The sequence below is a fragment of the Halolamina sp. C58 genome (assembly GCF_051195095.1).
Lineage (GTDB): Archaea > Halobacteriota > Halobacteria > Halobacteriales > Haloferacaceae > Halolamina.
This window is the reverse complement of record NZ_JBNTJY010000002.1, coordinates 638,760-652,086: the sequence shown is the minus strand read 5'-3', so window position 1 is coordinate 652,086 and position 13,327 is coordinate 638,760. Positions and strand designations below refer to the sequence as shown.

Sequence of the window (13,327 nt, the reverse complement as noted above, 5' to 3'; positions counted from 1 at the left end):
GCATCAGTCATGAGCGCTGACACTCGCCGCTCCCGCCTCCCGGGGCGGTTCGTCGAACAGACTGGCGCGTTCGCGACGCGGGCGTTGCGGACGCTTCGACGCAACGGCGCCGTCGTCTTCTGGGCGGTGGCGTTCCCGGCGCTGTTCTACCTCCTCACGGTGTACCTGCTGATCGACAGCGCGTCGATGCCCGCGGAGGCCGCGGGGATCGTGAAGGCGACCAACGCCGTCTCCTACGGGACGTTCGCGGCGCTGGTGGTGTTCCTCAACACGTTCTCGCAGTCGCTCGTCGACGACGTGGAGGGGGGTCGCTACGCGCAGTTCCGCGCACTGCCCGTCTCTCCGGGCGCGGACTTCTTCGGGCGGTTCCTCGCCGCCTACGCGTTCGCGGCCGTCGCCGTCGGCGTGGTGCTCGCGGTCGGCGTCGCCACGGGCGCGACGTTCGAGCTCCGATCGCTCCTCTCGATCCCCGTCGTCCTCCTCGGACTGCTCGCGATGGGGCTGTTCGCGGCGAGCATCGCGGTCGTCCTCGTCGCCGCGGTCCCCGAGCCGAAGTTCGCGAGCATCATCACCATCACGCTGGTGCTGCTCGCCTTCTTCCTCACCGGCTACAACGGCGTCCAGCCCGGGCTCGTGGCGTCGACGGCGGAGTTCGTGAACTACGTCCCGAACGGGCTGGCGACCCGGCTCGCGGTGTACCACCTCGTCCCCGTGGGCGACTGGGCGGCCGCGGGGCTGGCCGAGCCGGCCGCACCGACGGCGCCGCGGTATCTCGCGCTGCTCGGCGCCTACGCCGCCGCCGGCACCGGGATCGCCGTCCTCGCGACCCGTCGCTCGCTCTACCGGGGTGAGATCCGATGAGCGCTGACGCCGTCGGCGACGACCCCGAGAGCGCCGATGCCGGCGCTCCAGCCGTCGAGGCTCGAAACGTCCGCAAGGCGTTCGGCGACGACGGGATCTTGGACGGCGTCGACCTCACGGTTCGAGAGAACGAGGCGCTGCTCCTCATGGGTCCGAACGGCACCGGGAAGACCGTGCTCCTGTCGTGTCTCGCGGGGAGCGTCGAACCGACCGAGGGCGAGATCGAGCTGTTCGGCGAGCCGGTCGCCGACGACGGCGGCCACAGCCTCTCGTTGCTGTTGCAGGGCGGCGCGAGCGTCGACAGCCTCTCCGGGCGGGAAACCGCGGAGTTCTACGCCAGCCTCCACCCCGCCTTTACGGACCGCTGGCGCGACCTCGTCGCCGAGTTCGGCCTCACCGACGCGCTCGGGAAGCGAACGGTACACTACTCCGAGGGGATGACGCGGAAGCTCGAACTCGCGCTGGCGCTGGCCGTCGACACCCCGCTGTACCTCCTCGACGAACCGACCGCCGGCGTCGACCTCTCGATGGTCCAGACGTTCCACCGCGCGATCCGCGAGCGGGTCGAAGCGGGCGCCACCGTCGTCGCCACCAGCCACCGCCCGGTCGACGCCGCGTTTGCCGACCGGATCGCGTTCGTGACCGGCGACGGCGTCAGCGCCGTCGGCGCGCCGGACGCGCTGCTCGATTCGGTGCCCGAGACGGTCCGGGTCGTCGGCGGCGGCCCCGGGACCGATCCGTTCGAGCCCCACGTCGTCGACGGCCGGCTGTTCCACCACGGCGACGAGCGCCGGGGGTTCCTCGCCCCGGGCGCGACGCTCGCGGATCTCCGCGCGGCCGCGCCCGACGAGGCGACCGTCGAGACCGTCGAGCCCAGCTACACCGACGCGTTCAACTACTACGTCCACACGGAGGGGAACGATGAGTGAGGACGTCGACCCCGCGGAGCTCCAGCGCGACCTCGACCGGATCAAGGATGCGATGGGGATCGCCGAACGCTACGAGAGCGCGCCCGAGCAGTGGCTCGGCTTCGGCGTCGTCGTCGCGCTGGGCTGTGCGCTCTCGCAGTACGTCGTGCTCGAACGGCTGCCCGGGATCTGGTTTCTGGCGATCTGGTTCGGCCTGTTCGGCGCCTTCGGCGCGGTGCTGTACTGGCGGTTCGGCGGCTACTCGTGGGCGCCGGGCGAGGGGACGCCGAACGTCGGCTTCCTGATACTGGTCGTCTACGCGGGGACGTTCGCGGTCCAGTTCGTGGCGGCGCCGTTCCTCCCGGAACTGGGCTACCTCGCGGAGACGGCGTTCGTCCTCGCGCTCGTGTTGGTGATGCTCGGGCTGGGCTACCTCGTCGCCGGCGAGACGCTGAAGGCCCACCGCATCCGCGACCGCGACCGCCGGGCGTTCCAGGTCGGGGGCGTCCTGATGATCGGGCTCGGGATCGCGGTCGCGAACGTCGACCCGCTCCACGAGTGGGGGTTCGCGGCGTACGGCGGAACGTATCTGGTTTACGCCGTCGCCTCCTACTGGGTGTTGACCGGATCGTAGATGGATCTCGACAAACTCGTTCACCAGCCGACGCGGCTCGAGATATTCGCCTACCTCTACCGGCACGGCGAGTCGACGTTCACCGAGCTGACCGACGAGCTCGACCTGACGGAGGGGAACCTCTCCAGCCACCTCGGGCGGATGGAGGACGCGGACGCCGTCGAGATCAGCAAGGAGTTCGTCGACAAGCGCCCCCGGACCACCGCGGTCCTCACCGACGAGGGCGAGACGCTGTTCGAGGAGCACGTCCGGCAGCTTCAGGGGCTCATCGACGATCTCGACTCCTAGGCCCCACCCCACCGCAGCAGCACCATCAGCCCGATCAGCACCAACTGCAGCAGCCCCTGCACCCCGCCGAGCTTCGCGTTCCGCGCGCCGATTCGGGAGATGATGCTCGCGTCAGGCTCCGCGGAGGTGATCTGGGCGTACATCCGGATCTCGCCGGGCAGCAGGAAGCCAAAGCCCTGCACCGACAGCAGCGTCACGATCCCCAGCGAGAGCGCGACCAGCAGCGGGATCTGCTGCAGCCCGCCGATCGTCGTCCCCACCCACGCGAGCGAGCCGACCGCCGAGAGCCCGAACAGCGCCTGCCAGCGCCGGTCGTCGAAGACGTCCAGCCGCCAGCCCGCGAGCAGGAGGGCGGGCAGCAGGTTCGCCGCGGTGAACAGCGCGAGCCACGGCTCGCTGTTGGGGAAGTAGCCGAGCCGCTGGGCCAGCGTGATGCCGCCGGCGATCGTCACGAGCGCCATCGCGGGCAGGAAAAACGTCGTCTTCGGCGTCAGCCGCGTGAACACCGCGGCGCTCTCCTCCTCGTCCAGCCCGCCGATCGCCGGACCGAGCACTGCGCCCATGAACAGGTCCGTCCCGGTCCACAGCAGCCCCGCCATCACGTGGACGTACGTGTGGACCTCGACCGACGCCATCCCCGAGGTCACGTACGCCGTCGCGAGGATCGAGATCGCGACGACGCCGCCCGCGAACGCCGGGTTCGCCCGGCTCCCCAGTCCACTGATCGTGCCACGTACCGAACGTGTCGACATACGTGGACGTTCTGACGGGGAGCAATAAGGCTACCTCCTGCGGCACCGTCTCGCCGCCCGGTTTCCCCAAACGCTTTGCCCGTCGCCGCTGGGTTCGGGGGTATGCTGGACTCGCTGGGAACCCTCGCCTCGCCGGGCGACCTCGCGCGCCTGCTCGCGGTGCCGCTGCTGGGCTGGGCCGCGCTGCGCGACGTTCGCACCCGTCGGGTCCCCAACTGGGTCTGGTACGTCCTCGGCGGTCTCGGCGTGGCCCTGCTGGCCGTCGATCTGGTGCGGGCGGCACCGTTTACCGGCCGCTACGCTCGCCTCGAACTGTTCCGTGTCGCGATGAGCGTGGGGCTGGTCGTCCCGCTGTCGTACCTGTTCTGGCGGATCGGCGGCTTCGGCGGCGCCGACGCGAAGGCGCTGATGGCGCTGGCCGTTCTCTTTCCGACCTACCCCGCGTACTACCTGCCCGCGACGCTGTTCGGCGTCCCCCTCCCGCCGGTGCTCCCCGCGGAACCCACCCTCGTCGGCGTGTTCTCGCTGACGGTGCTGACGAACACCGTGCTCGTCGGCGCGCTGTTCCCGCTCGCGCTCGCGGCCCGGAACGCGCTCGCGGGTCGGATCGAGCCGGTGATGTTCCTCGCCCGGGTCGTGCCGGTCGACGACCTCCTCCACCACCACGGCCGACTGTTCGAGGACCGGTCGGGGTTCACACGCTCGGGGCTGGACGTCGACGCCCTCCGCATGTACCTGCGCTGGCGCGGGCTCGCGCTCGCGGAACTGCGCGCGGCGCCCGCCCGCTACCGCGACCCCGGGAGCGTCGGCGAGACGTTCGACCCGACCGACGGTGCCGTCGACGAGACCGCCGTCGAACACGGGCCGGCGACGGGGAGCGAAGACGCCGGGACGGACGCCGAGTACGACGACCCGTGGGCCGCCGAGCGCTTCCTCGACGAACTCGACGGCTCGGCGTACGGCACCGACGCCGAGACGCTCCGCGCGGGGCTGGAGACCGTCACCCGGAACGACGAGGTGTGGCTCTCGCCCGGCCTCCCGTTCCTCGTGCCGATGTTCGTCGGCCTGCTGCTCGGGCTGACGTACGGCGACCTGCTGTACGGGCTGTTGACCGCGGTCGGGCTGGCCTGATCACCGCCGGCGCTCGACGACGAGCAGCGCGGCGAGGCCGAGGATGAGCAGCGTGTACGCCGCGGCGGCCAGCAGCGCGCCGGCCTCGTCGGCGTACTCGCCGGTCCGGAAGATGATCGCCTTCCGCACCATCGCGATCACGCCGGTGTAGAGCACGAGCCGGACGATCCGGCGGGTGTCGGACTCCTGCGTGTAGGCGACGACGGTGTGGTACACCTCGACGATGATCAGCAGCAGCAGCGCCGTATCGATGAAGCCGACGACGACCAGCGGGTCGGTGATCGAGCCGGAGGCGGCGCTCTGGACGATCTGGAGCGCGAGGTCGAACACGCCGATCGCGAACAGCACCCCAAGCACCACGGCCGCGACGACCTCGGTGTAGCGGATGAGCCGCTGGCTGAACGCGAGTATCCGGTCGTCGAGGCTGTCGCCGAACTCCGGCCGGCTGCCCACGGGATCCGATCGATCGTCCGTCACACTCCACGGTTCGCGGCCACCGTCAAGACTCTGTGGGCGTCGCCCGCGCACTCTTTACCCCCGAGGGCCAACCGTGGCGTATGGCCGACCTCTCGGCGGTCGATATCGACTTCGGCGACGACGGGCTGGTCCCCGCGGTGGCACAGGACGCCGACTCCGGCGAGGTGTTGATGCTCGCGTACGTCTCCCCCGAGGCGCTCGAACGCACCGTCGACACGGGCCGGGCCCACTACTACTCCCGGTCCCGGGACGAGCTCTGGGAGAAGGGGGCGACCAGCGGCAACACCCAGTCGGTGGTGGACGTGCGCGTCGACTGCGACGCCGACACGCTGCTGTACGAGGTCGAGCAGGACGGCGGCGCCTGCCACACCGGCTACCGCTCCTGCTTCCACCGATCCGTTCAGGAGACCGACGACGGCGAGACCGTGCAGGTGGAAACGACGGGTGACCGAGTGTTCGATCCCGACGACGCCTACGAATGAGCGTCGCCGACGAGCCGGTCCCCGAGAGCCCGAGCGCCGACGATCTCGTCGCCGAACTCCGCGACGCCCGCGAGGAGCGCGAGGCGATCGCCGCCGAGATCGAACGCTACGGCGAGGAGTCGGTACAGGCCGTCGCCGACGCGGTACACGAGGCGACCCGGCTGTTCGATCGCTACGAGGACTCGGCGACCGGGACGGGCGACTTCGAGGCGTATCTGGAGTTCCAGAGCCAGTTCGCCGAACTGGTGGAGAGCCTCCCCGAGACGGTCCCCGAACGCGACGGGTTCGAGGAAGCCAACGAGGCGGTCGATCAGCGCACCATCTCCGAGAGCGACTTCCGGCGCGCCCGCGAGGCGATCAGCGAGGCCGGCGAGATCGCCGACCTGCTCGACCGCCGCGAGGCCGCCCAACAGCGCGTCGACGACGCCGAGCGCGCCGTGAACGAGCGGCTGTCGGCGATCGATCGCCGGCTGGACGAACTCGCCGAACTGCGGCGGCTCGGCGACGCGGACCTCTCGGCGCCGACCGAGCAGCTGACCGAACCGATCGAGCGCTACGACACCGCCGTCCGCGAGGCGTTCGATGCGTACGTCCGGGACGCGCCGGTCCGGGAGCTGCTCGACCTGATCGAGACGACGAAACACTACCCGCTGATCGACTACCAGCGGCCACCGCCCGACCTGCTCGAGTACGTGCGAACCCACCCTGCGGGCGAGGAGCCGCTGTCGACGCTGCTCTCCTACGCCGAGTACTCGGGGTCGAAGCTCTCCCACTACGTCGAGGACCCGACGGCGTTCGAGACCACCGTCCCGGTCCACCGCACCTACCTCGACCGCATCGGACCGGAGCCGCTGACGGTGGGCTCGCCGCCGCCCGCGGACGAACTGCGCTACCTCGCGAGCGAACTCGTCTCGGTCGTCGGCCGCTTCGCCGACGAGGAGACGGTCGCGCTCGCCCGGACCCTCCGAGATCTCGCCCGGCGGGACGACTACGACCGACTGCGGAACGCGGTCGTCGCCGAGACGGAGCTCACCGAAGACCAGCGCGAGGCGCTCCGGAACGGCGAGATCGAGGCCGAAGCCGAACGACTCCGCGAGGAGCGCGAGCGGTTGGAGCGGGCGCTGGAGAACTGAGGCCGACCGGTCAGTTCTCGAGCGCCGCCGCGAGCTCGCGCTCGACGGCGTCGGCGAGTTCGACCGCGCGCTCGCGTTCGCGGGCCTCGGCGTAGATGCGGACCTTCGGCTCGGTGCCGGAGGGCCGGACCAGCACCCACGCGTCGCCGTAGTCGAGCCGGTAGCCGTCGACGGTACTCGCTTCCACGTCGGCCGCCTCGGCGTAGCGCTCGGCGGCGGCGAGCATCGCGCTGAGTTCGGACTCCTCGTCGTAGCTGAGGTTCCGCCGGACGTTCTCGTAGGCGGTATACGGCGCGACGACCTCGCTCGGGCTGTCGCCGATCTTGGCCAGCAGTTCGAGGAACTTCGCGGCGATGAACGCGCCGTCCCGGACCAGCCGGTAGTTCGGGAAGAAGATCCCGCCGTTGCCCTCCCCCGAGATCGGGACCCGGCGCCCCTCGGCTTCGAGCTCCTGAATTCGGGTGATGATGTTCGTCGCGCCGATGGGGGTGAGTTCGAGATCGGCCCCGACTTCGTCACACACGTCGACGAGGCGCTGGGAGACGTTCACCGCGGCGACGGTGGCGTCGCCCGGTTCGAGCGCCTCGGCCGCCAGCGCCGCCAGCGAGGCGTCGCCCTCGACGTACTCGCCGTGTTCGTCGAAGAAGATCGCGCGGTCGGCGTCGCCGTCGTGGGCGACCCCCACGTCGGCGTCGCTCGCCCGGACGACCCGGCCGAGATCGCCGAGGTTCTCCGGGACGGGCTCGGGGTCGCGGCCGGGGAAGTGGCCGTCGGGCTGGCCGTTGACGGTCACCACGTCACAGCCCAGCCGGCGGAAGAACTCGGGGCTGGTCAGCGCGCCCGCGCCGTGGCCGGGGTCGAGCGCGACGGTGAGCTCGGCGTCGGCGATCGACTCGCGGTCCACGTTCGCGAGCAGGTCGTCGACGTAGTCGGCGGCGACGCCGTCGATGGTTCGGGAGGCCCCCGTCCCGTCCCAGCCCGCCTCGTCGAACGTCTCGCCGAGCAGGCAGTCCTCGACGCGTTCGAGTTCGGCGACGGGGAGTTCGACGCCGTCGGCGCCGACGAGCTTGATCCCGTTGTACTCCGGGGGGTTGTGGGAGGCGGTGACGACGACGGCGGGGATCTCCTCGACCTCGGCGTAGCGGACGGCCGCGGGCGTGGGGAGCACGCCGAGTCGGTCGGCGTCGACGCCTACGGCGGTGAGGCCGGCGTCGGCGGCGTTGGCGAACAGTTCCCCGGTGGTTCGCGTGTCGCGGGCGATCGCTGCGCGGTCGGCGTCCCAGACGGTGCCGGCGGCCTTGGCGACCCGGAGGACGAACTCGGCGGTGAGCTGTTCGCCGGCGACCCCCCGGGTGCCGCTGGAGCCGAAGACCTTCATTCGGGTGGGGGTCATGGTGCCGGGTTCAAAGCGGTTCCGAACGTGTACACACGCGCACGGGCCGCCCGCGGGGACGACGTGGGGCGATCGTCGCCGGAACTGTCGTTGCGGGGCTAAATCCGGCGTTCATTCGAGTTAAAACGCGCTTAGGACCGCCGAAACGGCCGAACTTCGCCTTCGTCGTCGTCACCCCTTATCCGACTCCCCGGCCAAGCGGGGGATGCGATGAGAGTGAGCAAGATCGCCGCGGTCACGATGGCAACGATGCTCCTGCTGGCCGGCACGGTCGCGGTCGGCGCGGCCACGCCCGCCGAGCAGGCGAACGACACCGCCCCGGACGCGCCGGCTGACGACGGCACGGTCGGGCCGAGCGACGGCCTGCCCGAGCAGGCGGCCGACCACGTGAGCGGGATCCACGAGCGCATCGAGTCGTTCCTGAACGGCTCGATCGACGATCTCGGCGGCTCGCTGAGCGAGTTCCTCGGCGGCGGCGAGCAGGCCGCTGACGAGCAGCCTGACGAGGCCGACGGCGAATCGGACGCGTAACTGACCCGGTTTTCACGTTTCCTCCGATATTCAACGATGACCGACGAACTCACGGTTGACAGACGGACGTATCTCGCGACGACCGGCGCCGCTGCCGTCGGTGCCACTGCCCTCGCCGGCTGTCTCGGCGGCGGCACCGGCACGCTCGCGACGCAGGTGACCGACCAGCCCGGCGACATCGACGACTTCGAGTCGTGTATCGTCACGATCGTCGGGATGTGGCTCGGCCCGGAGGACGCCGAAACGCCCGCGGGCAACGCCACCGACGGCGGCTCCTCTGCCGATCGCGAGTACTACGAGTACGACGAACCACAGGAAGCCGACCTCGTCGACCTCCAAGACAGTTCGACACAGCTCGTCGACGAGCGGGAACTCGACACGTCGTCGTACAGCTATCTCCAGCTGGATATCGAGGGCGTCGACGCGACCCTCACGAACGGCGACTCGGCACAGGTCGACGTTCCCGGCGAGGCCCCGCTGACGTTCAACAGTAGCTTCGAGATCCGCGCCGACACGCGGACGGTGTTCACCGCGGATTTCACCCCGGTACAGCGCTCCCAGGGCGGCGGGTACCTGATCCGGCCCGTTCCCGACGGGATCACCGTCGAGTACGAACAGGACACGGCGACGTCGAACTGACACGCGCGTTCCCACGCTGGAAACCGACCGAGCCGTCGAGGATCAGTCGTCCGCCGCAGCGACTGTCCCCGCTTCCTCGCTGCCGGCCTGCATCTCCCACAACTTCGCGTAGTCGCCGTCCTGTTGCAGCAGCTCGTCGTGGCTCCCGCTCTCGGCGACCTGCCCGTGCTCCATCACCACGATGCGGTCGGCGTCCTTGATCGTCGACAGCCGGTGGGCGATCACGAACGCGGTCCGGTCCTCCGTCAGCCGGTCGAGGCTCTGCTGGATCTGCTCCTCCGTCTCGGTGTCCACGTCGGAGGTCGCTTCGTCCAGAATCACGATCTCCGGATCGTTCAGCAGCGCGCGGGCGATCGCCAGCCGTTGGCGCTGCCCGCCGGAGAGTTTGACGCCGCGTTCGCCGATTTCGGTGTCGTACCCCTCCGGCAGGTCGGTGATGAACTGGTGGGCCTCCGCGGCCTTGGCGGCCTCGACGACCGCGTCGCTCACCTCGCCGTCCTCGCCGGAGAGCACCGACAGGTCGCCGTAAGCGATGTTCTCCTCGGCCGTGCCGGAGAACATGTAGGGGTTCTGCTCGACGATCCCGACGTGCTCGCGGAGCGCCGGCAGATCCCACTCGCGCACGTCGACGCCGTCGACCCGCACCGCACCGGAGTCGGTATCGTAGAACCGTGGCAGCAGCTTCAGCAGCGTCGACTTGCCGGCGCCCGTGGTGCCGGCGAGGCCGACCGTCTCGCCCGCGGTCACGTCGAGGTCGATCCCGTTCAGCACGGTCTCGTCCGCCTCGTAGCCGAACGTCACGTCGTCGAACTCGACGTGGCCCTCGACCTCGTCGGGGACGTAGGCGTCCTCCGGCGTCGTCACCTCGGGCTCGTGGCCGAGGATCCCGAACACGCGCTCGGAGGAGGATTTCGCGAGCTGGTACTTGTTCGCGGTCTTCCCGACCCGGCGCATCGGCGCGTAGAGGCGGCGCAGCAGCATGAAGAACGTCGCCACAACGCCGGCCTCCAGCGCGCTGGCGGAGCCGGTGATGATGTCGCTGCCGACGACCCACAGCATCGCGACGAACACCAGCCCCGTAACGACCCGCAGTGAGGAGAAGAACGCTCGCCGGATCTTGATCGCGCCGACCTTCTCGTCGTGGTAGATCTCGCTCTGGTCGGAGACGCGGTCGAGCTCGAAGTCGTAGCGGTTGAACGTCTTGATCACCCGCGCGCCGCCGAGGTTGTTCTCCAGCCGGGAGTTCAGCCGGGACACCGTCTCCCGAATCCCGCGGTACTTCGGCTCGATCCACGTCAGGAACTTCCCCGACGCGAGCCCGATGACCGGCACCGGCGCCAGCGCGATCACTGCCACCTTCGGGGAGTACCAGAACATGATCGCTGCGATCCCGCCGACCGTAGCCACGACCCGGATCGCCTGCCGGATCTCGGTGTTCAAAAACTGCTCCAGCCGGTTCACGTCCTGGTTCAACACCGACATCATCGCGCCGGTCTGGTGTGACGCGAAGAAGCCCAGCGAGAGCCGCTGGATATGGTCGTACGTGTCGTTCCGTAAGTCCCGCTGAACCTTCTGGGCGGTCGACATGAACAGGTACCGCGACGCGAACCGGGCCAGCGACCGGACGACGTACGCCGCGCCGGCGATGATCACGAGCTGTTCGAGAAACGCCAGCCGGGCCGCCTGCCCGCTGATCTGTCCCGAGGGGATCAGGCCGGCGGTGACCAGCAGCCCGCCCTCGCCGGTGCCGTTCCGGATCACGCGGTCGATCGCGACCCCGACCAGCAGCGGCGGGATCAGCCTCGACAACCGGACCACGAAGGCGGCGACGGTGCCCACGGTCAGGCGCCGCCAGTACGGAACGCAGTAGCGCAGGAGCCCCTTCATCGAGTGGCCGTCGACCGACTGACGGATCTCGGAGAAGCTCCCGTGTTCGTCGCTCATTACGGTTCGAAACATGCTCCAGCCGGAAAGGCCTGCGGCTGGCGGACATGGGGTCCGGTTCGAACGGCGGCGTTCCCCCGCAGCGTCACCGATCCCGCGCCACGTCGAACCCGCGGTCGTCGAACGCCGCGACGGCGCGCTCGAACGCCTCGTCGCCGTCGATCGCGTACAGCGACGGGAGCAGCACCCGTCGCTTCCGGGTCCCGCCGTCGGTTCGGAACGTGAGCACCAGCCGGGGCCGGGTGAGGGCTTTCGACCCCCGCGTCGCGGCCACCGACTCGATCCGGTCCAGGTCGAGCGAGTCGACCGATCGATAGCCTCGTGCGCGACCGATCAGCCAGCCGACGCCGACCACGCCGACCACGAGCGCCGGCAGGCGCCACCGCCCGTGGCCGAGCTCCCACGCGAGGACGCCCAGCCCGTAGAGGATCGCGAACAGGTAGGCCCCGACGATCGCGCGCTGGCCGCGGCTGCCGCCGTGCCAGTAGTCCCGGAGCAGCGCGCGGAGGTAGCCGACGGTGGACTCCTCGAACCGGACGGTGCCGTCGACGAACCGCGCTCGGCCGCGCTTCGTCCGGATCTCCGTCGGCGGCGTCACTGGTTTTCGGTCGCGAGGCCGGTCGTTGGAAGCGGATCTGCCTCGGACGAGTCGCCGGACTGCCAGTCTCCGTCGTCGAGGAGGGCCATAGTGGGCGTGTGGCCCGCGACGTAGAAAGTGTACCGCCGACTACCGGTTCAGCGTGTGGATCGCCTGATCGTCGGCGTTCTCGGCGGCCTCCATCACCGCCTCCGCGAGCGTCGGGTGGGTGTGGACCGTCGACGCCACGTCCTCCAACGTCGCGCCCATCTCGATCGCGAGCGCGCACTCGGCGATCAGCTCACTCGCTTCCGGGCCGACGATCTGGGCGCCGAGGACGAAGCCGGCCTCCTCCTCGGCGACGATACGGACGAACCCGTCGCTCTCACCCGTCGAGAGCGCACGACCCGAGGCGCGGAACGGGAACTCGCCCACCTTGGGCGTGAAGCCGGCCTCTTCGGCCTCGTCTTCGGTCATCCCCACGGTCGCGATCTCGGGGTCGGTGAACACGGCCGCCGGGATCGCCTGCTGGTCGAGCGCGGCGGGCTCGCCGGCGATCACTTCGGCGGCGACGATCCCCTCCTTGCTGGCTTTGTGAGCCAGCATCGGCTCGCCGGCCACGTCGCCGACCGCGAAGATGTTGTCGACGTTGGTGCGGGCCTGATCGTCGGTGTGGATGAACCCGTTGTCGTCGACTTCGACGCCCGCAGCCTCCGGATCGAGGCTGTCGGAGACCGGCTGGCGCCCGACCGCGACGAGCACCTTCTCGGCGTCGTAGGTGAACTCCTCGCCGTCCTCGTTCTCGGTGGTGACGACGACGCCCTCGCCGGTCTCCTCCCAGTCGCTCGCGGCCTCGCCGAAGTTGAACTCGATCCCGAGCTCGTCGGCGCGCTGCTTGACCGGCCGGCTCACGTCGTCCTCGTAGCCGGGCAGGATGCCGTCGAGCATCTCCACGACGGTCACGTTCACGCCCATCTTCGCGAACACCGTCGAGAGCTCCATCCCGATGTAGCCCGCGCCGACCACGAGCAGGTCCTCCGGGGGCTCCTCCACGTCGAGGGCGTCCCGCGAGGACCAGATCGGGTCGTGCTCGAACTCGAAGCCGGGCACTTGAATCGGCCGGGAGCCGGTCGCGACGATGGCGTGCTCGAACTCGATCGACTCCGAGCCCTGCCCGTCGCCGCCGTGGGCGATCCGGGCGGTGGAGTCGTCGACGAACGTCGCCTCGCCCTCGATCAGGTTCACGCCGTTCGCTTTACAGAGCTTCTCGACGCCGCCGGTGAGCTGGTCGACGACGCCCTCCTTCCACTCCTGCATCTCGTCGGTGTGGATCACCGGATCGGCGTGGACGCCCATCTCCGTCGCGTTGCCCGCGTCGTGGGCCACGTCCGTCGCGCTGATCAGCGCCTTCGAGGGGATGCAGCCGTAGTTGAGGCAGGTCCCCCCGTACGCGTCCCGATCGACCAGCGTCGTGTCTAGTCCGTTCTGTGCGGCGCGGATGGCGGCGACGTAGCCGCCCGGCCCCGCGCCGATCACCAGTACCTCCGTTCCCGTCGTCACGTCTCCGACAACCATTG

The 13,327-nt window shown here is 70.0% G+C and carries 15 protein-coding genes; 9 read left to right on the top strand and 6 right to left on the bottom strand.

What is annotated here, in order from left to right; genetic code table 11:
• The first annotated feature begins 9 nt into the window (after positions 1-9).
• From ACQUSM_RS14005 to ACQUSM_RS13990, 4 genes are read left to right on the top strand one after another with little or no spacing between them, the layout of a single operon-like run.
• The gene (locus tag ACQUSM_RS14005; RefSeq protein ID WP_435119553.1) at positions 10-861 is read left to right on the top strand and encodes an ABC transporter permease; all 852 of its coding nucleotides are present in this window, start codon (positions 10-12) and stop codon (positions 859-861) included.
• Positions 858-1,790 carry an ABC transporter ATP-binding protein gene (locus ACQUSM_RS14000; protein WP_435119551.1) on the top strand — a complete coding sequence of 311 codons (933 nt, stop codon included), beginning with the start codon at positions 858-860 and terminating at the stop codon, positions 1,788-1,790. The genes ACQUSM_RS14005 and ACQUSM_RS14000 overlap by 4 nt, the downstream gene beginning before the upstream one ends.
• A complete protein-coding gene (locus tag ACQUSM_RS13995; RefSeq protein ID WP_435119550.1) occupies positions 1,783-2,403 on the top strand; it encodes a hypothetical protein in 621 nt (206 codons plus the stop codon). Before ACQUSM_RS14000 ends, ACQUSM_RS13995 begins: the two co-directional genes overlap by 8 nt.
• Positions 2,404-2,691: a transcriptional regulator gene (locus ACQUSM_RS13990; RefSeq protein ID WP_435119548.1), complete on the top strand. Its 288-nt coding sequence runs from the start codon at positions 2,404-2,406 to the stop codon at positions 2,689-2,691.
• Here ACQUSM_RS13990 and ACQUSM_RS13985 read toward each other — a convergent pair.
• The gene (locus ACQUSM_RS13985) at positions 2,688-3,407 is read right to left on the bottom strand and encodes a hypothetical protein (protein ID WP_435119726.1); all 720 of its coding nucleotides are present in this window, start codon (positions 3,405-3,407) and stop codon (positions 2,688-2,690) included. The two genes, ACQUSM_RS13990 and ACQUSM_RS13985, sit on opposite strands and share 4 nt — an antisense overlap.
• 138 nt (positions 3,408-3,545) lie before the next feature.
• Between ACQUSM_RS13985 and ACQUSM_RS13980 the strand changes: the two genes are divergently transcribed.
• On the top strand, positions 3,546-4,574 hold the full coding sequence (locus tag ACQUSM_RS13980; protein WP_435119546.1) for a prepilin peptidase: 1,029 nt from the start codon (positions 3,546-3,548) through the stop codon (positions 4,572-4,574).
• Here the strand turns inward: ACQUSM_RS13980 and ACQUSM_RS13975 are convergent, their stop codons facing one another.
• Positions 4,575-5,051: a phosphate-starvation-inducible PsiE family protein gene (locus tag ACQUSM_RS13975; protein WP_435119545.1), complete on the bottom strand. Its 477-nt coding sequence runs from the start codon at positions 5,049-5,051 to the stop codon at positions 4,575-4,577. It abuts the gene before it with no gap.
• Between the two features lie 80 nt (positions 5,052-5,131).
• Here ACQUSM_RS13975 and hisI point away from each other — a divergent pair, with 80 nt between their 5' ends.
• The gene (gene hisI, locus ACQUSM_RS13970) at positions 5,132-5,533 is read left to right on the top strand and encodes a phosphoribosyl-AMP cyclohydrolase (protein ID WP_435119543.1); all 402 of its coding nucleotides are present in this window, start codon (positions 5,132-5,134) and stop codon (positions 5,531-5,533) included.
• The gene (locus tag ACQUSM_RS13965; RefSeq protein WP_435119542.1) at positions 5,530-6,666 is read left to right on the top strand and encodes a DUF7118 family protein; all 1,137 of its coding nucleotides are present in this window, start codon (positions 5,530-5,532) and stop codon (positions 6,664-6,666) included. The genes hisI and ACQUSM_RS13965 overlap by 4 nt, the downstream gene beginning before the upstream one ends.
• 10 nt (positions 6,667-6,676) lie before the next feature.
• Here ACQUSM_RS13965 and glmM read toward each other — a convergent pair whose 3' ends face one another.
• Entirely contained in the window at positions 6,677-8,044 is a 1,368-nt protein-coding gene (glmM, locus tag ACQUSM_RS13960; protein WP_435119540.1) for a phosphoglucosamine mutase, read from the bottom strand.
• Positions 8,045-8,269: 225 nt separating this feature from the next.
• Here glmM and ACQUSM_RS13955 point away from each other — a divergent pair, with 225 nt between their 5' ends.
• Together ACQUSM_RS13955 and ACQUSM_RS13950 are read left to right on the top strand one after the other, a co-directional pair.
• Positions 8,270-8,590 (top strand): hypothetical protein, encoded by a 321-nt coding sequence (locus ACQUSM_RS13955; protein ID WP_435119538.1) that lies wholly within the window; start codon positions 8,270-8,272, stop codon positions 8,588-8,590.
• 36 nt (positions 8,591-8,626) lie between these two features.
• Entirely contained in the window at positions 8,627-9,229 is a 603-nt protein-coding gene (locus tag ACQUSM_RS13950; protein WP_435119537.1) for a DUF4382 domain-containing protein, read from the top strand.
• Between the two features lie 42 nt (positions 9,230-9,271).
• Here the strand turns inward: ACQUSM_RS13950 and ACQUSM_RS13945 are convergent, their stop codons facing one another.
• The 3 genes from ACQUSM_RS13945 to lpdA form a co-directional block, all read right to left on the bottom strand.
• Positions 9,272-11,173: an ABC transporter ATP-binding protein gene (locus tag ACQUSM_RS13945; RefSeq protein ID WP_435119535.1), complete on the bottom strand. Its 1,902-nt coding sequence runs from the start codon at positions 11,171-11,173 to the stop codon at positions 9,272-9,274.
• Positions 11,174-11,258: 85 nt separating this feature from the next.
• Complete coding sequence (locus ACQUSM_RS13940; protein WP_435119533.1) at positions 11,259-11,771, bottom strand: hypothetical protein; 513 nt, start codon at positions 11,769-11,771, stop codon at positions 11,259-11,261.
• Positions 11,772-11,900: 129 nt separating this feature from the next.
• Positions 11,901-13,325, bottom strand: a complete 1,425-nt coding sequence (gene lpdA / locus ACQUSM_RS13935; protein WP_435119531.1) for a dihydrolipoyl dehydrogenase — start codon at positions 13,323-13,325, stop codon at positions 11,901-11,903.
• Positions 13,326-13,327 lie beyond the last annotated feature (2 nt).